This window comes from Vitreimonas flagellata (genome assembly GCF_004634425.1).
Classification (GTDB): Bacteria; Pseudomonadota; Alphaproteobacteria; order Caulobacterales; family Aquidulcibacteraceae; genus Vitreimonas; species Vitreimonas flagellata.
Genome location: NZ_SBJL01000002.1, coordinates 117,855 through 137,511 on the forward strand (window position 1 = coordinate 117,855; position 19,657 = coordinate 137,511).

The following is a 19,657-nucleotide window of genomic DNA, read 5'->3' on the forward strand; positions in this document are numbered from 1 at the left end:
GCCTAGCTCGCGAAACCCGCTTTGCGCGGGCCCATGTAGCCGAACAGGAAGGCGCCGACTTTGCGCATCTGGATCTCTTCGGAGCCTTCGGTGATGCGATAGCGGCGGTGGTGGCGATAGATGTGCTCGAACGGCTTGTGCCGCGAATAACCGATGCCGCCATGCACTTGCATGGCGCGGTCGGCCGCGTCGCAGCAGAGCCTGTTCGCCCAATAATTGCACATTGAAACTTTGTCGGAGAGTTCGTGTTCGATCTGCTTGTGCGGCATGCGATCCATTTCCCACGCCGTCTTGCGGATCAACAGGCGCAGCATCTCGGCTTGCGTCGCGAGTTCAATGAGCGGCCATTGTATCGCTTGGTTCTCGGAGAGCGCATGTCCGAACGGCTTGCGGTGGCGCGCGTACTTCACGCTCTCTTCGATGCAATAGACCGCTGCGCCCAAAGATGACGCGGCTTGGCGGATGCGGTTCTGGTGCACGAAGCTTTGGCCGAGACGAAGCCCGCCGCCAATCTGGCCCCAATACGCATCCTCCGGCACCCACACGTCCGTGAGCGACACGCGCGGGTGATCGGTCGGCATGTTGAAGGTCCAGAGATATTCTTCGACCTTCACGCCAGGCGCATCGGCTGGCACGATGAACGTGGTGATGCCTTTAGCATCGCCGTCGTTGCCGCTGGTGCGGGCGAAGGTGAGGATGTGGGTGGCGACATGCATCCCCGTCGTCCACATCTTCTCGCCATTGATCCGCCAGCCCTTCTTGCCGTCTTTCTCGTGCGGCACGGCGCGGGTTTCCATGTGCGTGGCGTCGGAGCCGTGATTGGGTTCGGTGAGACCGAACGCCGTGATCATTTTATGGTTGAGCAATTTCTCTGAATCGCGCGCATATTGCGCGGGCGTCGCGAATTCCTTGAACATCACCACGAATGGGTTGTTGCTGACGATCGAGTGCTCGTTCTGCAGATCGTTGTGGAGCCCGAGGCCCTTGGCCGCGAGATGTTCGCGGATCACGGCCAGCCAAAGCTGCGATCCATCCTTGCCGCCAAGCTCCTTCGGCCATGCGAAACGCAAATGCCCAGCCTTATCCGCACGGCGGCGCGCTTCAGCGAGCAGCGCCTCCCATTCGTGCTTGGGCAGCCCGCCCTTTTCCCAATCGGTGCGCTCGTACTCGCGGCGATGGTCGAAATATTTGATATTGTCGTTCTCGTTTTCGAGCGGCTTGATCTCGGCTTCGATGAAGCGGTCAAGTTCCGCCAAATACGCGATCAGCTCCGGCGGCAGATCAAAATCCATCGCGATACTCCCCAATCTTTAGTTCAGTCTTTTGCTTCCGTGGCGCGGCGATAGGCCGAATAGCTCGGCTGATCGACGGCCAGTTTTTCGAGCGCCGTGGCGCGCAGATGCGCGATGAGCCCCGGCGACGCCAAATCCAGCTCACCCGCTTCAATGCGTGAGCACAGCGCGCGGTTGAGGCTGTCGAGATCACCGGCTTCGCCAAGCAATGCTTCCAATCGTGTGCGCTCGGCCGCATCACTTTCCGGCGTCAGCACGAGCGTGCGTCGCACCAATTGCAGCGCGTTCAGCGTCACGCGCATATCGAAGGCGGCGCGACCTTTCAGATCAGGCAGCGTATTGTCACGCAGATGCGCGATGGCGATGTCGAGCACGGCGATGGCGGAGGGATGATCCTGCATCTCAGGCGACGCCTTCCAACAGATTCAAGAGATCGAGTTCGGTTTCCGACGCGCGCCGCGCAATCATCGGCCGCTCCACTGTAAACGGCCCCTCGCCGCGCAGCAGCACGCCCGACATCGTGCAAATCACGCCCCACCGCAGCGTGCCGACTATCTCCCAGAAGCGCACACGCGCGGCGTCCACTTTGGCGCCGCTCACCGCTTCATAACCAGCAAACAAATCCTCGCGCGCGCCAAAACCGCCGACCGGCTTGTCGATCATGCCGAACCGCCACGAGTTCACGCAGATCCAACCCAAATCTTCCATCGGATCGCCCGCATGCGCCAATTCCCAGTCGAGCACCGCGCGCACGCCCTCGGGACCCATCAGCAAATTGCCATTGCGAAAATCGCCATGCACGATCGTGGTTTCTGCGGGCGCCGGCATGTTCTGGCGCAGCCAGCGGAACGCGAGCGAAAACACCGGCCGCGGCCAATCTTCGGCGCGGTAGGCTTGCTCCAATTCATCGATCACACGCACCGTATCTTTCACCGGCAGCTCAGTCACGCGCTCACGGGACAACGTGTGAATCCGCGCCAGTATTTCTCCGCATTGCCGCGCGAGCTTGGGCCGCACGGCAGCGAACGCCTCGTCGCGCACGATCCGACCGCCCAAAGCTTCGCCGTCAACAAAGCTCATGAAGAAGCCGGCGCCTAAGCCATCTTGCCGTGTGAGCGTGTGCAGCACACGCGGCGACGGCACGCCGGCATCATGCGCAAGCGCAATCAACAGCGCTTCGGTTTCGATCGCGATCGCCAACTCGCTCGCAGCGCGCTGCGGCGGTTTGCGGCGCAACACGGTGCGCATCGGCCCGCCTGGCGCATCCAACGCCACGAGCCACAATTCCTGGCTCGCCCCGCCCGACAATTGGCGCACCTCGGCAACGCCCGTGGCGCCCGGCGCCAGCTTCGGCGCCAAGGCCGCCAATGCGTCACGATCGAGAGAAGGCGCGCTCATGGGGGCCACATTCCGCCGTTTGGTTTGCCCCCGCAAGCGCACGCAACGCCATGCCGTGGCGGAACAGCGTTCGGTGGTCGCGCCTATCATTTCTCACAGGCGCCAGGGCATGGGTTGAGCGCCAAATCGTGCTATCTTGGCTGCATGGCAAACGACACGATGAAGCGCGCGGGCCTGCACATGGACTCGTATCTCGGCTGGAAGGTCGATTTCGCCAATCCGCCGGGCGCGCCGGCGATGGTCGCGCCAGACTCGATGCAATGGCGTGTTTTCAAGAACCCTGTCGCGCTCGGCATTGGCGGCGTCGCCGCGGTGTTGCTTGAGTTCGCCGACGCACGCATCCGCTCCGGCGTTTGGGACCACTCGATTTACAAAGTCGACCCGATCGGCCGTTCGCAACGGACCGGCATGGCCGCGATGGTAGGCGTCTATGCGCCGAAGGAAGCCGCGCGGCGCGTGATCCAGGGCGTGACGAACATGCATTCCCGCGTCGAGGGAAAGACGCCCAACGGCGAACATTACAAAGCGCTCGATGTCGAATTGCTTGACTGGGTTAGCGCAACGGCAGGCTACGGCTTCCTCAACGCGTATGATCGATTTGTTAGTCCGCTTAGCGAGGAGGAGAAGCGCCGCTTCTATGCCGAAGGCGCGCCGGTCGCTCGTCTCTATGGCGTCAAAGCCGAGATCGGCTCCGATTCCGATTTCATGGCGATGATGGATAAGCTCGCCCCACGCTTCGAACCGCACCCGATCGTCGGCGAATTCCTGCAGATCGTGCAATCCGGCCCTGGCGCGATCGGATTGCCCACCAGCATTCGCAAGATGATGGCTAAGGCTTCCGTCTCTTTACTGCCGCCCATCGTACGCGAACGACTTGAGCTTGGCGGCGAGTACGATCTCGACCCGATTTCGAAGACTGTGCTTCGCGCGATGGGCGCATTGGCGGATCACGTCGCGATCAAAGATGCCCCGCCCGCGCAAGCATCGCTGCGTCTCGGTCTCCCCGCGGACTTTCTTTATCGCAGTCGCGCGGCGCAAGCGCGTTTGCTTGCACAATGGAGTCCGCCTGCCGCCCCGTCCGCTATCGCAGCGGAATAGCGTTCTGCGCACGTATGAATCATAGGCGCGCACGTGGCCTATCAATTCCAACAGCTTGTTCCGGACCCTCGCGTCGCTGAGCATCCCCGTACAGTCGCGGCGGGGAAACTCTCAAAAAAAGCCGCAGTGGGAGGGAATATGAACCGCACGCCTATGCTGCGCACGATTCTGTGCGTGGGAACGTCAGCTGCTGCACTCTTCAGCGCACCGGTCGCGATCGCACAAGATTCGGATCCGCTGGTCGCTGACAGCAACGAAATCGTTGTGACCGCGAACCGTCGCGAAGAAACCGCCAACAGCGTCGGCATGGGCATCCAAGCCTTCAGCGGCGAGCAGCTTGATCAATTGCACGTCACGGACGTGCGTGACCTCTCATCGGTGGCGCCAAGCTTCTCGGTTCAACAATCCTATCAAGGCGTGCCGATCTACACGCTGCGCGGCATCGGCTTCAACACGATCAATCTGTCGGCGACGTCAACCGTCGGCTCCTATGTCGATGAAGTCGCCTACCCATTCCCATTCATGATGACGGGTCCGATCTTCGACATTCAGCGCGTTGAAGTCCTGAAGGGCCCGCAGGGCACGCTCTACGGCCGCAACACCACCGCTGGCCTCGTCGATTTCATCACCAACCGCCCGACCGACGAGATCGAAGCCTCGCTCACGGCCGAGTTCGGCAATTATCAAACGCACAACCTGGAGGGTTATTTCAGCGCGCCCCTGAGCGACACCTTCCGCTTTCGCGTCGCCTTCCGCTCGGAAGACAGCGATGAGGGTTGGCAAGAGAGCAATACGCGCGACGAAACCCAGGGCGAGGTTCACCGCCTCGGCGGTCGCGCGCGCTTCGAATGGGACGTCACACAAGATTTCCTCGCCGAGTTCACGCTCTCGGCCTGGGAGAATCGCTCCGACACCATCGTCGGCCAAGGCATCGGCTTCACGCCGGCGACCAACCCGACGCTCAATCCTGCGGCAGCGCTCTTCAACGCCGGCGGGTTGTACAATCCCGCCGCCGCGCCGGGCCTCGTCAGCTACATCCAGAACAATTTCCCGACCGATTCCACGCAAGCCGATTGGGCGCCAGAATCCGTGCGCAGCGCCAATATCGGCGCGGGCGCCGGCCTTTCTGGCGATCTGGCCGAGGACAATTTCTTCTGGGCCGGCGCGTTGCGCCTGACCTGGGAGCTGCCCAACGCCATGCGTCTGGTGTCGCTCACCGGCTACAATCACCTTGAGCGCAGCGCGCTCTCGGATTGGAGCGGCGCGCCTTACGAAATCCTGCTGCAACAACTCGACGGTGAAGTCGAAACCTTCTCGCAAGAGTTGCGCATCGAAGGCGAAACCGAGCGCGTGCGTTGGCTGCTCGGCGCCTATTACGGCGCGGACGAAATCCAGGACAACAATCGCACCCTGCTCGGCCAGAATTACAACGTCGCCCGCATTCGCACGGTCGGCCAGCTGATCCTCGCCGGCATCGAGCCGCTGACCTACAACCCGCCTGGCACGATCAACCCGCTGCCGGGCTTCTACAGCCCCGGCGCCTACACGCCTCTCGATATGTCGCTAGCGTTCCGCACCTATCGCGACTTGGCGAGCATGGAAGCGCAAACCCGTAGCGTGTTTGCAAACGCGGAATGGGCCTTGAGCAACGATCTCTCGCTCACGACCGCCGTACGCTACACAGAGGACGAGCATTCGTATGAAGGCTGCTCAGCGGACTTCAACGGCAGCATGTTGGCGAACGTCAACGCCGTGAACCGCTATCTCTACACGGTGATCTACGCGCTGCCGACGCCGACGCCGATCACCATGAACCAGTGCAACACGTTCAACCCAACCACCGGTCAGTTCGGACAGGTCCAACACACGCTAGAGGAAGACAACGTCTCCTGGCGCGTGGGCCTCGATTGGCAAGCCAATTCGAACACGCTGCTCTACGCATCCTTGTCGCAAGGCTACAAAGCCGGCGTCACGCCGGTGAACGCGGCCAGCACGTCGACGCAGCAGGCGCCTGCTACGCAGGAATCGCTGCTGGCGTACGAAGTCGGCGCCAAGCTCGGCCTCTTCGATGGCGCCGTGCAATTCAACGTGTCGGCCTTCTATTACGATTACGAAGACAAGCAGATCAGCACCTACTTCTCCGATCCGATCTACACCGCGCTCGCGCGCCTGCAGAACGTACCGGAATCGCGCGCGTACGGCGTCGATATGGATCTGACCTGGCGCCCGAGCGGCAATCTGACTTTGATCGGTTCGGCCACGTATCTCGACACTTCGGTGATTAATTACAGCGGCACGGGCCCCGACGGTTTGCCGCGTCTCTATGACGACGTGGCCTTCCCTTACAGCGCCGAATGGCAAGTGAGCGGCACGGTGCTTTACGAGCGTGAACTCACCGACTCGCTCGGCTTCCAAGCCGCGATCAACGGCCGTTGGCAGGATGAATCCGCGGCAGACCTCGGCGACGCGCCCACGTTCGCGATCGATTCGTACGGCGTGCTCAACGCCAGCGTCGGCGTGCACGCGCTGGACGATCGCTGGGCGCTGCAGCTGTGGGGCCGCAACATCACCGATACCTATTATTGGACGTCGGTCGCATCGAACGCGAACGTCGTGGTGCGCTTCCCGGGCATGGCGCCCACCTACGGCGCGTCGCTGACGTTCAATTATTAAGCCCGCGTTCTCCCAGAGCGCGACCTTCGCCGCCGTCTGCTCCGCAGGCGGCGGCTTTTCTTTGTACGCGCGCGCTTCTGTTGAAGGAAAAGTCCGGACCGCCGGCGCCCTCGCCGGCATTCCGCCCGATTGAACAAGCACCAGCGTTCGTCGCTAGCTAAAGCGCCGTGCCGGCGGGAGCTCCGACGGCCCAGACTTTAATCGTCGCATGTCGCCGCGCGCTTAAAGCCCGAGCACCAAGCGCGCCATGATGTTGCGCTGGATCTCGTTCGAGCCGCCATAGATCGAGGCAGCGCGGCTATTGTAATAGCGCGCCGCCGCATCCGAACCGAACGCGGGCTCATTGGCGCCGAAGCCATTCATGTGCCGACGGGCGGGCAGATAGTGCGCCGCCAGATCAAGGCCCAATTCCTCGATCCGTTGCAGCATCTCGGTGCCTTGCGTTTTCAGCATGGACGAGAGCGGCCCCGGATTTTGCCCAGAGCTCAGCGCGCTCGCCACGCGATGCTCCGTAATCTGGATCGCTTCGACCTTGATCTCAGCGCTGGCCAGGCGTTCCTCGAACGCGAAATTCTCCAACAAAGGCCGGCCGTCCGCCGTCTCTTCGCGCGCCGCCGACCGGATGCGCTTCAACCGCGCCCGCAGCGCTGGCGCAAAGCTGCCGCCGCGCTCGAACTCAAGCAAATACTTGGCGACCGTCCAGCCGTCATTCTCCGCGCCAATGCGATTGGCCTTCGGCACGCGCACATTGTCGAAGAACACTTCGTTGAGCTCGTGCTCACCGGCCAGATTGATGATCGGGCGAATGGTCACGCCCGGCGCCTTCATATCGATCAGCAGGAAGGTGATGCCCTTCTGCGCTTTGGCGTCGAAATCGGTGCGCACGAGGCCAAACATCATGTTCGCGAAATGCGCGTGCGTGGTCCAAATCTTGGAGCCGTTGATGACGTAATGATCGCCATCAGAGTCCGCGCGCGTGCGCAGATTGGCGAGATCGGAGCCCGCGCCCGGCTCGGAATAGCCCTGACACCAATAATCTTCGCCCGAGAGGATACGCGGCAAATAATACGCGCGCTGCTCCGGCGTGCCGTGATGCATGATGCATGGGCCAACCATGCGCAGCCCCATCGGCGCCAGGTTCGGCGCGCCCGCGAGCGCACACTCCTCCGCGTAAATGTATTGCTGCATCTCGCTCCAGCCGGGCCCGCCGAATTGCTTCGGCCAGCTGGGCGCGGCCCACCCGCGCGCGTTCAGGATGCGTTGCCAGGGCAGCGAAAATTTCGGATCGCAGAACACGCTCGTCGCCGAACGCCCGCCCGCGATCAAGTCCGGCGTGAGATTGTCCTTAAGGAAGGCGCGGACCTCGTCGCGAAACGCGCGCTCGGACTCTTCCAACTCAAGGTGCATGTGCGCTCCGCCATTCGGCTGACAGACTTTTACGCTGTGAATCCAGCCTTAGTCATGCTTTCGTTGAAGACGACGGATGAGTCACTTTTGGGCGAGCTCCAGCCACTTGAAGACGTTCCGGATTTTAGCCTGATGCCACAAGCTAGCGGAACCGACAGGGACGCGAAGCCGGACCCGATCGCGCTTGAAATCGATCGGTTAGCTGCGCTTGTCGAAAGCAAAGGTCGCGAGATTGGTTTGCCTTGCGTTGCAGCAAGTGCGGACATCGGCAGCCCCGCGCCCATTCGCGATTCAAACGGCCGGCCCTATGCAGGCGCGCTTTTCAAATGGGTCGATCCTGATCTGCGCTATTGGGAAGATCGTGGCTTTGCGCTGCGCTCCTATTTCATTCACGCCGTGCGCATCTGCTCAGAGCCCATGTTCTACAGCCACGGTCGGCTCGCGACCTGGCGACAAACGCACGTGCTCGACGCGCTCAACGGCCAAGGCCCGGCCGAACGCTTCAGTGTCGGCGCGGCCATCATCTCCCCCACTTATCTGCCGGGCGGCGTCATCGGCGCCGTCGTTTGGGCCACGGCGGACGCCGACTTCGCGATAGAGCCGGTTTTCCGAGAACACATCGCGCACCTACAGGCGCTCGCCATGCACTTCATCGGCGCCGACCACGAACGCACCGTACGCAGCGCAGCCATCTCACCCCCGCTGCTGACGCGCCGTGAAATTCAGTGCCTGAAATGGGGCGCTGCCGGCAAAACCGATTCCGAGATCAGCATAATCATGGGCATCTCGGCGCCCACCGTACGCTTCCACATGACCAACGCCGCGCGCAAACTCGATGTCGTCGGCCGCTCACAAGCGATCTATCGCGCCGCCACGCTCGGCTATGTCGGCATGGGCCCGTCGCGTTCTTAACGCCGCTTTGCGCGCGTCGGCGTGAACGAGCCCGCGAGGTGATAGGATTCACCCGCGAACGTCTGCACCACATGCGTGATCGCCACGCCGTTGCGCCAGGTGCGCCGCTCAAGCCGCAAGCATGCGGCGTGCGGATCGATAACAAGTGCGTCGGACACTGCATCATCCGCATTCACCGCCGACACACGATGCTCGGCCTGTGTCCATGGCACGTGATCCAGCAACCAGGCGCCCGGCGATACGTGCGCGAAATCCGCTTCCGCCGCGTGCGGCACCGCTTTCAGCGCAATCAGCCGCCGCTCCAACGCAAACGGCCGCTTGTTGGCGCTGTGCAAGCACTCGACCACAAGCAGCGCCCCCCCATCAGCCAACGCCTGCTCATCAGCATTGCCGCGCGCTGGCTTGCGCACGGCGCGTGCGATCAGCTTGTACGAATAGTCCTGCCCACGCTGGCGGATCTCTGCCTGGATGTCTGGAATATCCAGGATCGACAAATGCACCGGCGGCGGCGCCACGAACGAGCCGGCGCGGCGGCGGCGCACCACAAGCCCCGCGCTCACCAATTCCGCGATCGCCTTGTTCACGGTCATGCGCGAGCATTGGTATTTCTCCATCAGCTCATGCTCGAACGGGATCCGATCCCCCGGCTTCCAAGCGCCAGAGAGAATTTTCCGCTCGATGTTCGAGCGAATGCGCGCATGTAACGTGTCGGAAGTCGGCGCGCGGCTCACGCGAGGATGCGCCCTAGCGCCTGCGTGTAACGCTGCTCGATCGCCTCGCGCGCAATGTGACGCCCGTCCCGCACGACCTTACGGCCGCGACGCCAAACGTCTTTCACCAAGCGTTTGCCGCCCGCGAACACCCATGAATCCAGATGCGCGTCGCCACCGCGATGCGCGAGCAACGATGACTCACCATCGAGGCCAACGATATCCGCCGGCACACCGATCTTCAGGCCGCCTCCACCCTGCGTCGCGCGCTGACCACCCGCGAGCGCACGACGGAAAAGCTCGCCGCCTGTGCTCCCCTCGGCTTGCGCCAACACAGAACGCTTTCTGCGCGTCAGACGCTGCGCGTATTCCATCGTGCGCAATTCTTCGCCAGCGTCGATCAGCACGTTGGAATCCGTACCGATCCCGAACGCGCCGCCAGCTTCGAGATACTCGACAGCGGGAAACACGCCGTCGCCCAAATTGGCTTCCGTGATCGGGCACAGGCCTACCACAGCGCCGCTTTGCGCCATCGCGCGTGTTTCTTCCGGCGTCACGTGCGTCGCGTGGATCAAGCACCAACGCTGATCGACGGGCGCGTTCTCCATCAGCCATTCGACGGGCCGCTTGCCCGACCACGCCACACAATCATCGACCTCGCGCCTCTGCTCAGCGACGTGAATATGGATCAGCCGATCGCCCGCGATGGCGACGAGATCGCGCAATTGCTCCGGTGTCACCGCGCGCAGCGAATGCGGCGCCACGCCGACATTGGCGTCCGGCAAATCGCGCACCAGACGTTCGCACGCATCCACCATCTTGGCGAAGCCATCAACGTTGGAGATGAAGCGGCGCTGCCCGCTCACAAACGGCTTGCCGCCAAAATTCGCATGCGCGTAAAATACCGGTAGCATAGTCAGCGCGATGCCTGTGTCGCGCGCGGCATTGACGATGTGCGCTGATATCTCCGCGGGATCCGCGTACGCGTCACCACGCTCATCGTTATGCAGATAATGAAACTCTGCGACACGCGTGAAGCCGCCTTCAAGCATTTCCGCAAACGCAAGCGCGGTAATCGCCTCGATCTCATCGGCGCCGCCGCGATCGAGGAAACGGTACATCAGCTCGCGCCACGACCAGAAATCATCCGCGCTCGGCCCGCGTCGCTCCGTCAGCCCCGCCATCGCGCGCTGAAAGGCGTGACTGTGCACATTGACGAGCCCCGGCAGCGCCACCGCGCCGCCCTGTTCGCCCGAAGCGCGCGCTAGGTTCGTTTCGATATCGGCAATCGCGCCGTCGCGCAGCTTGAGCCGCACGCCCTGCGCCCAACCCGTTTCCAACAGAGCTTCCGCGAACCAAAGGCTCGTGCCGTCATTGCTCACTGGACAACCTCGCCGCTTCGTCTTTATGTATAGACATATTCCGGGCGAAGGGAAGGGCGCATGCACTGCGATCGAGTTTGGCGCGACGCCCGCCTGGCGACGATGCGTGAAGACCTATCCGGTCTTGGCGTGATCGAAGACGGCATGGTGGCGGCCCAAGGCGATCGCATTCTCTACGCCGGCCCCGCCAGCGAAGCGCCCGCACTCAATCCGATTGAAAGCATCCCCTGCGCCGGCCGCTGGATCACACCCGGCCTGATCGACTGCCATACGCACCTCATCCACGCCGGCGATCGCGCGCACGAGTTCGAGCTGCGCTTGAACGGCGCGAGCTACGAGGAAATCGCCCGCGCTGGCGGCGGCATTATCTCGACCGTCAGCGCCACGCGCGCCGCAAGCGAGGATGAATTGGTCGCCGACGCCCTGCCGCGTCTCGATGCGCTGATCGCTGAAGGCGTCACCACAATCGAGATCAAGTCCGGTTACGGTCTCTCGCGCGAGCACGAACTGAAGCAATTGAACGCCGCGCGCCGCCTCAGCGAAAAGCGCCGCATCAACGTCTCGCCCACTTTGCTCGCCGCACACGCCCTGCCGCCGGAATTCGCGGGCGACGCGGACGGCTATATCGACGAAATCTGCGCCAACATTATTCCAGCAGCGGTGGGCGTGGCGGACGCCGTCGACGCATTCTGCGAGAACATAGCCTTCACATCCGCACAGACGGAGCGTGTATTCCGCGCCGCGCGCGGCTGCGGCTTGCCGGTGAAGCTGCACGCTGAACAACTTTCCAACCAGAACGGCGCAGCGCTCGCCGCGCGCTACGGCGCACTCTCCGCCGACCACCTCGAATATCTCGACGCCGCCGGCATCGCCGCCATGAAACGCGCCGGCATGGTCGCCGTCATGCTGCCGGGCGCCTTCTACTTTCTGCGCGACACACATCTGCCGCCGATCGCAGCCCTTCGCGACGCGGGCGTGCCGATGGCGCTGGCGACGGATTACAATCCCGGCACCTCGCCGCTCACGTCGCTGCTGCTGGCGCTGAATATGGGCGCGACGCTCTTCCGCCTCACGCCGGAAGAATGCGTGCTGGGCGTCACGCGTCACGCGGCGCAAGCGCTCGGTCGCAGCGCAGACATCGGCACACTCAGCGCCGGCAAACGCTGCGACCTCGCGATCTGGGACATCGAGCGGCCGGCGGAACTGGTTTACCGAATGGGTTTCAATCCATTGCACGCACGCGTTTGGGGCGGCCAATGACCGACATCATCCTTCATCCCACAAAGGCGAGCCTCGCCGATTGGCGCGCCATCCATCATGGCGCCAGCGCGCGCCTCGATGCTTCGATGAAGCCGGCGATCGAAGCGAGCGCGACCGCGATCGATCGCATCCTCGCGCGCGGCGAGCCGATTTACGGCATCAATACCGGTTTCGGTAAACTCGCTGGCGTTCGCATCGCCGATAGCGACTTGGCGCAACTCCAGCGCAACATCGTGCTCTCCCACGCGGCAGGCGTTGGCGAGCCGATGCCGGCGCAGATCGTGCGTCTGATGATGGCGCTGAAGCTCAACAGTCTTGGTCAAGGCGCGTCGGGCGTGCGATCCCAAACCATCGCTTTGATGGAAGCCATGCTCGCAAAGCGGCTTTATCCGCTCATTCCGGCGCAAGGCTCTGTCGGCGCGTCCGGCGATCTCGCCCCACTCTCGCACATGGCCTGCGCCATGATCGGCGTCGGCGAAATCATCACGGATGGCGGCGTGAAGCCCGCCGCCGCAGCACTCGCCGAAGCCGGACTGAAGCCGCTGGAACTTGCGCCGAAGGAAGGCCTAGCGCTGCTCAACGGCACGCAATTCTCAACCGCCTACGCACTCGCTGGCCTGTTCGAAGCCGAGCGCCTTTATAAATCAGCGCTCGTCACCGGCGCGTTGTCGACGGAGGCCGCGAAAGGCTCCGACACACCGTTCGATCCACGCATACACGCTTTGCGCGGCCATCGCGGACAGATCGAAACGGCCGAAGCATTGCGCATGCTGATGTCAAACTCCGCTATCCGCGCATCGCACTTGGCAGGCGACGAGCGCGTGCAGGACCCGTATTGCCTGCGCTGTCAGCCGCAGGTGATGGGCGCCGTACTCGACATGCTGCGCCAAGCCGCGGTCACACTTGAGATCGAAGCGCGCGGCGTCTCGGACAATCCGCTGATCTTCGCCGATACCGACGAAGCGCTCTCCGGCGGCAATTTCCACGCCGAGCCCGTAGCCTTCGCCGCCGACATGATCGCGATTGCGGTCTGCGAGATCGGCTCGATCGCCGAGCGCCGCATCGCCATGCTTGTCGATCCCGCGCTCTCAGGTTTGCCGGCGTTCCTGACGCCTCGCCCAGGCCTGAACTCCGGCTTTATGATCCCGCAAGTGACGGCCGCTGCGCTCGTTTCGGAGAACAAGCAGCGCGCTTACCCCGCGAGCGTGGATTCCATCCCAACGTCCGCGAACCAGGAAGATCACGTCTCGATGGCCGCGCATGGCGCGCGCCGTTTGCTGGGCATGGCGGCGAACGTGGATGAGATCATCGCCATCGAATTGCTAGCGGCAGCGCAAGGCTGCGACTTCCACGCGCCGCTGACATCGAGCCCGATACTCGAACGCGTCCGCGCGCGTATTCGCAAGGACGCGCCAACACTTGAAGATGACCCGCACTTTCGCCCGCTGATGCAAGCGAGCGCTGCGATTGTGCGCGCGGGCGACGTGATCCGCGCTGCAAACGTCGTGCTGCCAGGCGTCGCAACATGAGCGAGTGGCTGCATGTCCACGAAGGCCACGCGCCGCTGATCGTCGCGATGCCGCATGTCGGCGCGGAGATTCCACCCTCGATCGAACCGCGCCTGATCGATCCCTGGCGCGCGCGCAAGGATGCGGATTGGTGGATCGATCAGCTTTACGCCTTCGCCGTCGATCTCGGCGCCACGATCATCCGCACCACGATTTCGCGCACCGTGATCGATCTCAACCGCGATCCCTCCGGCGCCTCGCTCTATCCCGGCCAAGCCACGACCGCGCTCTGCCCCACCGACACCTTCGACGGCGAACCGCTCTATCAGCCCGGCCAAGAGCCGGACGCGGCCGAGATCGCACACCGCCGCGCCGCGTGGTTCGATCCCTATCACGCCGTGCTCCGCATCCAGATCGAGCGCCTGCGCAATACGCACGGCCGCGTCGTGCTGTACGACGCGCACTCGATCCGCTCGCACGCGCCGCGCCTGTTCGACGGCGCGCTGCCCAATTTCAACATCGGCACCAACAATGGCGCGACCTGCGCGCAAGCATTGAGCGATGCGGTCGCCGCCGCCTGCGCGGACACCACATTCTCCAGCGTGGTCAACGGCCGCTTCCGCGGCGGCTGGACCACGCGCCATTACGGCGAGCCCGCGCGCAACGTCCACGCGATCCAGATGGAGCTCGCCTGCCGCGGCTACATGGATGAGCCGGCCGAGCCTTTCACTGCCGCCAATTGGCCCACACCATTCGACACCGCACGCGCCGCGCCCATGCAAGCGGCGCTCACCAACGTACTCCAAGCCTGCATCGCCTTCGCTCAAGAGGAAAAGCCATGAGCCGTCACGACAACACGCGCGTCATTCGTGCGCCGCGCGGCAGCGAAATCTCCGCGAAATCCTGGCTGACCGAAGCGCCGATGCGGATGCTGATGAACAATCTCGACCCGGACGTCGCCGAGCGTCCAGAGGATCTGGTCGTCTATGGCGGCATCGGCCGCGCTGCGCGCAATTGGGAGAGCTTCGACCAGATCGTCGCCACATTGAAGCGCCTCGAAGATAACGAAACGCTGCTGATCCAGTCCGGCAAGCCAGTCGGCGTCTTCCGCACACATGCGGACGCGCCGCGCGTGTTGCTCGCAAATTCCAATCTCGTGCCGCGCTGGGCGACTTGGGATCATTTCCATGAGCTCGATCGCAAGGGCTTGATGATGTACGGCCAGATGACGGCCGGCTCGTGGATCTATATCGGCGCGCAGGGCATCGTTCAGGGCACGTACGAGACGTTCGTGGAGATGAGCCGTCGCCATTATGGCGGCGATCTCTCCGGCCGCTGGCTGCTCACAGCAGGCCTCGGCGGCATGGGCGGCGCGCAACCACTCGCGTCCGTGTTCGCCGGCGCATCGTGCTTGGCGATCGAGTGCCAACCGTCGCGCATCGATATGCGCCTGCGCACCGGCTATCTCGATGTGGTCGCAGCTGACATTGACGACGCGCTCGCCAAGATCGAGCAAAGCTGCAAAGAGCGCCGCCCAATCTCTGTCGGCCTACTTGGCAACGCTGCTGAAGTGCTGCCGGAATTGCTGCGCCGTGGTGTGAAGCCTGACCTGTTGACGGATCAAACCTCGGCGCACGATCCCATCAACGGCTATCTGCCGAAAGGCTGGACACTCGCGGAATGGGAAGACGCGCGCAAATCCGATCCGCGCAAAGTCGAAGCAGCCGCGCGCGCTTCAATGGCGGAGCACGTGCAAGCGATGCTCGAATTCCAAAAGCGCGGCGTGCCGACCGTCGATTACGGCAACAACATTCGCCAAATGGCCAAGGAAGAAGGCGTCGCCAACGCGTTCGACATTCCGGGCTTCGTGCCAGCCTATATTCGCCCGCTCTTCTGCCAAGGCGTGGGCCCCTTCCGTTGGGCCGCACTCTCCGGCGATCCGGATGACATTTATCGCACCGACGAAATGGTGAAGCGCCTGCTGCCGGACAATCGCCACCTCCACAATTGGCTCGACATGGCGAAGGCGCGGATCAAATTCCAAGGTCTGCCGGCGCGCATCTGCTGGGTGGGCTTGGGCGATCGCCACCGCTTAGGGCTCGCCTTCAACGAGATGGTCGCCAAGGGCGAACTGAAAGCGCCGATCGTGATCGGGCGCGATCATTTGGACTCAGGCTCCGTCGCCTCGCCCAATCGCGAAACCGAAGCCATGCAAGACGGCTCGGACGCCGTGTCCGACTGGCCGCTGCTCAACGCGCTTTTGAATTGCGCATCAGGCGCGACTTGGGTGTCGTTGCATCATGGCGGCGGCGTCGGCATGGGCTTTTCGCAACACGCCGGCATGGTCATCGTCTGCGACGGCACTGAAGCCGCCGCCGAACGCATCGGCCGCGTGTTGTGGAACGATCCCGCGAGCGGCGTCATGCGCCATGCGGACGCCGGCTACGATATCGCCATCGCCAGCGCGCAAAAACACAAGCTCGATCTGCCAAGCCTCAAGCGCTGAGGCTGAGCTCCACGCTCGGCAACGTGCACGATGTGCGCAACAGCGCCGCGCCCGAATGATCGTACGCCGCAAACGACATGCGCGTTTGCCCGGACGCGTCGCGACCACGCGTCCAGATCACTTCACAATGCGGCATCGCCTCGCCCCATAGCGCCCGCAGCGCGTCTTCGGCTTCCACGAGCGCGCCGTATTGATCCGCTGCATGCAACAACACTTCGATACGCTGGCAAACGTCCTGCAATTTCGTGCGCCGCAAAGCGCGCACGAAGGCTTCCGCGCCGCCGCGCGTGGCGCGGGAACTGGGATCGCGATGGCGATGGTAGGTCTCTGCACTGGCTAACATTGGTCTGCTCCCTGGATGAAAGCCGACCGGCGCGCACAACAAAAAACCCCGCTCCTTCGAGCGGGGTTTCGGGTCTTACGAACCGATCGGCGTGGCTTAAAGCGCGCGCCTTCCCCCCGCTTGGGTCGGAAGAATAATGCTTACGATAATCGATACGTTCTGGGCGCGCGTGCGGGCGCCGGCGTCGATCGCCGCAAGCTCCACACGTTTATTGAGACCATTCAGGCCCATGATCCGCACCCTTATGTTTTAGCGTAGTGACACAGCGCCTAAGGCCGCGCAAGCCGCCCGATCACGCAAAACGCCCAAGTGTGCCCGGCCGGCAACGCTGCCCAAACGGGCAGGTTCACCAGCGATTGCGCACCTTCTCCGCGAACCCGATCAGATCGCGCACCTCAAGCTTGGCGCCGTCGTCCAGCACCACCGTCCCGCTAAAGCGGCCAAACACCTGATGCTGATCGGACTCGATCGGGCCTACCTTCGCATGCGAGGCGCGATCAACGATCGGCGCGAATCTCATCTCGAAGCGTCCGTCATTGCTGGAGAAACGCCAAGGCGATGCATCGAGTTTGCCGTCCGGCAAATGGAAGATGACTTGATCGAGCTTGTGCGCGCGACCATCGACGAACACCATGTTCTCGCTCGCCGCTGAGGTATCGCCAAAGCCGTAGCCGATGTTAAAGCCAAAGGCGCGGCCATCGACCACGCCGGAGGCGGAGCCCCAATACCACGTGTTGTCATACGTCCAGACACCGCGGCCCCAATCAAGCACGCCCATCGAACTCTCGGGCGCGAACACGAAACGCTCACCGCCAACGATCACCTCGCCGCCCGCGCGCAGGCAATTGATCTTCTGATTGTAGTAGAAGGCGCGCGGCGCATTCGCGAATGGCGTTGCGATCACCATGCGATCCATCGCCGGCTGCGCGAGGAAGATCTCGCCCTTCAAGCCACGCCCCTTATCGAAGCCCGGCGCATCGATCGAGATCGTGCGTCCGCCGGGCGCGTGGCGATACGCGAGCCTTACGCCGCCCGAACTAAACACGACATCGCCAGCGTCCGCACTCTCCGGCAGCTTCATTTTACCCATCGGAAACGGAATGAGCGCTTCGGCCGTTGTTGCGGTGGCTGCGCGAAAATCGAGCCACGTGCCGGAGACGAAGCCCAGATAATCGTTGTCGGCCATCGTCAGCGCGAGGCCGTACGCGTCGTTCAGGACGCAATAATAATCCCATTCCTTGATCTTCAGCGGCCCCGCCTTGATCGCGCTGCGCCGGTATCGGCGCGCCTCTTCGCTGGCCCAGCCACGTTCAATCAGCCGGCCTTGCGCGTCCAGCAGATCGCCCTTGCCCATGCGGTGCTGCATGCTTCCCCCCGTTTGCCGCCAATCTCTGTGGGCGGGACAGAGTGTCAACCTGCGCCCTTAGGGCACTGGCCAAGCGCGGCGGCGTTCCTTACGTATGAAGCCCGGAGACACGGCATGCTTTGGTTCATTCTCGTTTCGGTCGCCGCGATTGTCGGCGTTTCGGTTCTTGCTGGTCGCGCCATCTCGAAGCCACGCGGCAAGCAAATGACCAACACGGAAAAGATGACGGCGTTCAAAGCGTCGGGCGCAATGCAGCACCGCAAGTCGAACCGCAATTAATGGCCGAACCCGCCCGCGCCCCGCTGCCGACCGATAAGGCGGAAGCCTACGCGGCTCTGCGCGCGGAAATCGCCGCCGTAATCGCGGGCGAGCCCAGCCGCACCGCGCGTTACGCTACCGCCGCATCGCTGCTCGCCAACGCTTTCCCCGATCGCTTCTTCTGGACCGGCTTTTATCTGGTCGATGAAGCCAAGGGCGATGAACTCGTCGTCGGCCCCTACCAAGGCACGCTCGGCTGCCTGCGCATCCCCTTCGGCAAAGGTGTCTGCGGCGCGGCGGCCGCCAAGCGCGAAACAATTCTCGTCCCCGACGTCCACGCTTTCCCCGGCCACATCGCCTGCGACAGCCGCTCGAATTCTGAGATCGTGGTTCCGGTATTTGATCCATCCGGCGCGCTGGCCGGCGTGCTCGACGTCGACTCCACCCAATTCAGCGCCTTCGACGCGATCGACCAAGCCGGCTTAGAGGCCATCTGCGCCGATCTGCTGACGACGCCGTAAAAGCCCGGTTGGCCCGAAGCCCGACGCGGCCTATGACAGCCGCCAAAATTCAGCTTCCGGGGCCTCCTTTGACCATCAATACAAACGGCTTGATCCTGAGTCAGATCGCACAAACCGCCACTGAGGCGGCCGCGATCGCCAGCGCCAAGCTCAGCGGCTTTGGCCGCAAGAACGACGCCGACCAAGCGGCCGTCGACGCCATGCGCCGCTCGTTTCAGACCGCGCCGTTCAGCGGCAAGGTCGTGATCGGCGAAGGCGAGATCGACGAAGCGCCGATGCTCTATATCGGCGAGGAGCTCGGCGCCGGCGGCATAAAGACCGACATCGCCGTCGATCCGCTCGAGGGCACCAAGCTCTGCGCCTCGGACGCGCCGAACGCGATGACGGTCGTCGCGCTCGCGCTCGAGGGCGGACTATTGCATGCGCCGGATATGTATATGGATAAGCTCGCCATCGGCCCCGGCTACGCGCCAGGGCTGATCGATCTTGATCTCTCGCCCACCGAAAACGTCACGCGCCTCGCCAAAGCCAAGGACGTGCCGCTCAGCGAAATTCGCGCGTGCCTGCTCGATCGTCCACGTCATGCGCACATCATCGAAGAGCTGCGCAAAGCCGGCGTCGGCATTCGCTTGATCCCGGACGGCGACGTCGCCGGCGTATTCTGGACGACTGAAGCATTCCGTTCAGGCATCGACATCTATTTCGGCTCAGGCGGCGCGCCGGAAGGCGTGCTCGCCGCCGCGGCGATCCGTTGCGCCGGCGGCCAAATGCAAGCGCGCCTCATGCCGGAGACTGAGCAAGAAGCCGAACGCGCGCGGTCAATGGGCCGCGACGTGCATGCAAAGCTCACGCTCGACGACATGGTGCCCGGCGATGTGGTGTTCGCGGCGTCCGGCGTCACGCACGGCTCAATGTTCGACGCAGTGCATTTCGAACATCACAACGCGCACGTCGATACACTCGTCTGGGACAGCTTCAACAAGCGCAAAAGCCGCGTGCGCTCGATCTGGCCGGACGCTTAAG

The 19,657-nt window shown here is 63.2% G+C and carries 18 protein-coding genes; 10 read left to right on the forward strand and 8 right to left on the reverse strand.

Annotated features, from left to right (window positions below; genetic code table 11):
- Positions 1-2: 2 nt before the first annotated feature.
- From EPJ54_RS08660 to EPJ54_RS08670, 3 genes are read right to left on the reverse strand one after another with little or no spacing between them, the layout of a single operon-like run.
- Positions 3-1,292, reverse strand: coding sequence for an acyl-CoA dehydrogenase family protein (locus tag EPJ54_RS08660; RefSeq protein WP_135211319.1), 1,290 nt, complete (start codon positions 1,290-1,292; stop codon positions 3-5).
- A gap of 23 nt (positions 1,293-1,315) precedes the next feature.
- Positions 1,316-1,693, reverse strand: a complete 378-nt coding sequence (locus EPJ54_RS08665) for a DUF6285 domain-containing protein (RefSeq protein WP_135211320.1) — start codon at positions 1,691-1,693, stop codon at positions 1,316-1,318.
- A gap of 1 nt (position 1,694) precedes the next feature.
- Complete coding sequence (locus tag EPJ54_RS08670) at positions 1,695-2,690, reverse strand: phosphotransferase family protein (RefSeq protein WP_135211321.1); 996 nt, start codon at positions 2,688-2,690, stop codon at positions 1,695-1,697.
- A 144-nt stretch (positions 2,691-2,834) separates the two neighbouring features.
- Here EPJ54_RS08670 and EPJ54_RS08675 point away from each other — a divergent pair, with 144 nt between their 5' ends.
- Complete coding sequence (locus EPJ54_RS08675; protein ID WP_239590832.1) at positions 2,835-3,788, forward strand: oxygenase MpaB family protein; 954 nt, start codon at positions 2,835-2,837, stop codon at positions 3,786-3,788.
- A 138-nt stretch (positions 3,789-3,926) separates the two neighbouring features.
- The gene (locus tag EPJ54_RS08680) at positions 3,927-6,461 is read left to right on the forward strand and encodes a TonB-dependent receptor (protein WP_135211322.1); all 2,535 of its coding nucleotides are present in this window, start codon (positions 3,927-3,929) and stop codon (positions 6,459-6,461) included.
- A 222-nt stretch (positions 6,462-6,683) separates the two neighbouring features.
- Here EPJ54_RS08680 and EPJ54_RS08685 read toward each other — a convergent pair whose 3' ends face one another.
- Positions 6,684-7,868, reverse strand: coding sequence for an acyl-CoA dehydrogenase family protein (locus EPJ54_RS08685; RefSeq protein WP_135211323.1), 1,185 nt, complete (start codon positions 7,866-7,868; stop codon positions 6,684-6,686).
- A gap of 132 nt (positions 7,869-8,000) precedes the next feature.
- Here EPJ54_RS08685 and EPJ54_RS08690 point away from each other — a divergent pair, with 132 nt between their 5' ends.
- Positions 8,001-8,780, forward strand: coding sequence for a helix-turn-helix transcriptional regulator (locus EPJ54_RS08690; protein WP_135211324.1), 780 nt, complete (start codon positions 8,001-8,003; stop codon positions 8,778-8,780).
- On the opposite strand, the gene hutC is transcribed toward EPJ54_RS08690, so the two are convergent.
- Together hutC and EPJ54_RS08700 are read right to left on the reverse strand one after the other, a co-directional pair.
- Positions 8,777-9,511: a histidine utilization repressor gene (hutC, locus tag EPJ54_RS08695; RefSeq protein WP_135211325.1), complete on the reverse strand. Its 735-nt coding sequence runs from the start codon at positions 9,509-9,511 to the stop codon at positions 8,777-8,779. The genes EPJ54_RS08690 and hutC overlap by 4 nt on opposite strands.
- The gene (locus tag EPJ54_RS08700; RefSeq protein ID WP_135211326.1) at positions 9,508-10,872 is read right to left on the reverse strand and encodes a formimidoylglutamate deiminase; all 1,365 of its coding nucleotides are present in this window, start codon (positions 10,870-10,872) and stop codon (positions 9,508-9,510) included. Before EPJ54_RS08700 ends, hutC begins: the two co-directional genes overlap by 4 nt.
- Before the next feature lie 60 nt (positions 10,873-10,932).
- On the opposite strand from EPJ54_RS08700, the gene hutI reads away from it, so the two are divergent.
- Genes hutI through hutU form a run of 4 tightly spaced genes read left to right on the forward strand, consistent with a single transcriptional unit; the run spans position 10,933 to position 16,146 of the window.
- Positions 10,933-12,132 carry an imidazolonepropionase gene (gene hutI / locus EPJ54_RS08705; protein ID WP_135211327.1) on the forward strand — a complete coding sequence of 400 codons (1,200 nt, stop codon included), beginning with the start codon at positions 10,933-10,935 and terminating at the stop codon, positions 12,130-12,132.
- A complete protein-coding gene (gene hutH / locus EPJ54_RS08710; RefSeq protein ID WP_135211328.1) occupies positions 12,117-13,661 on the forward strand; it encodes a histidine ammonia-lyase in 1,545 nt (514 codons plus the stop codon). Before hutI ends, hutH begins: the two co-directional genes overlap by 16 nt.
- Complete coding sequence (hutG, locus tag EPJ54_RS08715; protein WP_135211329.1) at positions 13,658-14,482, forward strand: N-formylglutamate deformylase; 825 nt, start codon at positions 13,658-13,660, stop codon at positions 14,480-14,482. The genes hutH and hutG overlap by 4 nt, the downstream gene beginning before the upstream one ends.
- Positions 14,479-16,146 carry a urocanate hydratase gene (gene hutU, locus EPJ54_RS08720; protein ID WP_135211330.1) on the forward strand — a complete coding sequence of 556 codons (1,668 nt, stop codon included), beginning with the start codon at positions 14,479-14,481 and terminating at the stop codon, positions 16,144-16,146. Before hutG ends, hutU begins: the two co-directional genes overlap by 4 nt.
- Here hutU and EPJ54_RS08725 read toward each other — a convergent pair.
- Positions 16,136-16,489 (reverse strand): hypothetical protein, encoded by a 354-nt coding sequence (locus tag EPJ54_RS08725; protein WP_135211331.1) that lies wholly within the window; start codon positions 16,487-16,489, stop codon positions 16,136-16,138. The genes hutU and EPJ54_RS08725 overlap by 11 nt on opposite strands.
- 346 nt (positions 16,490-16,835) lie before the next feature.
- On the reverse strand, positions 16,836-17,855 hold the full coding sequence (locus EPJ54_RS08730) for a DUF2804 domain-containing protein (protein WP_135211332.1): 1,020 nt from the start codon (positions 17,853-17,855) through the stop codon (positions 16,836-16,838).
- Between the two features lie 114 nt (positions 17,856-17,969).
- Here EPJ54_RS08730 and EPJ54_RS19810 point away from each other — a divergent pair, with 114 nt between their 5' ends.
- The 3 genes from EPJ54_RS19810 (at position 17,970) to glpX (ending at position 19,656) form a co-directional block, all read left to right on the forward strand.
- Positions 17,970-18,134, forward strand: coding sequence for a hypothetical protein (locus EPJ54_RS19810; protein ID WP_167755651.1), 165 nt, complete (start codon positions 17,970-17,972; stop codon positions 18,132-18,134).
- On the forward strand, positions 18,134-18,634 hold the full coding sequence (locus EPJ54_RS08735; protein ID WP_135211333.1) for a GAF domain-containing protein: 501 nt from the start codon (positions 18,134-18,136) through the stop codon (positions 18,632-18,634). The genes EPJ54_RS19810 and EPJ54_RS08735 overlap by 1 nt, the downstream gene beginning before the upstream one ends.
- Before the next feature lie 68 nt (positions 18,635-18,702).
- On the forward strand, positions 18,703-19,656 hold the full coding sequence (gene glpX, locus EPJ54_RS08740) for a class II fructose-bisphosphatase (protein WP_239590834.1): 954 nt from the start codon (positions 18,703-18,705) through the stop codon (positions 19,654-19,656).
- The last annotated feature ends 1 nt before the right edge of the window (position 19,657 follow it).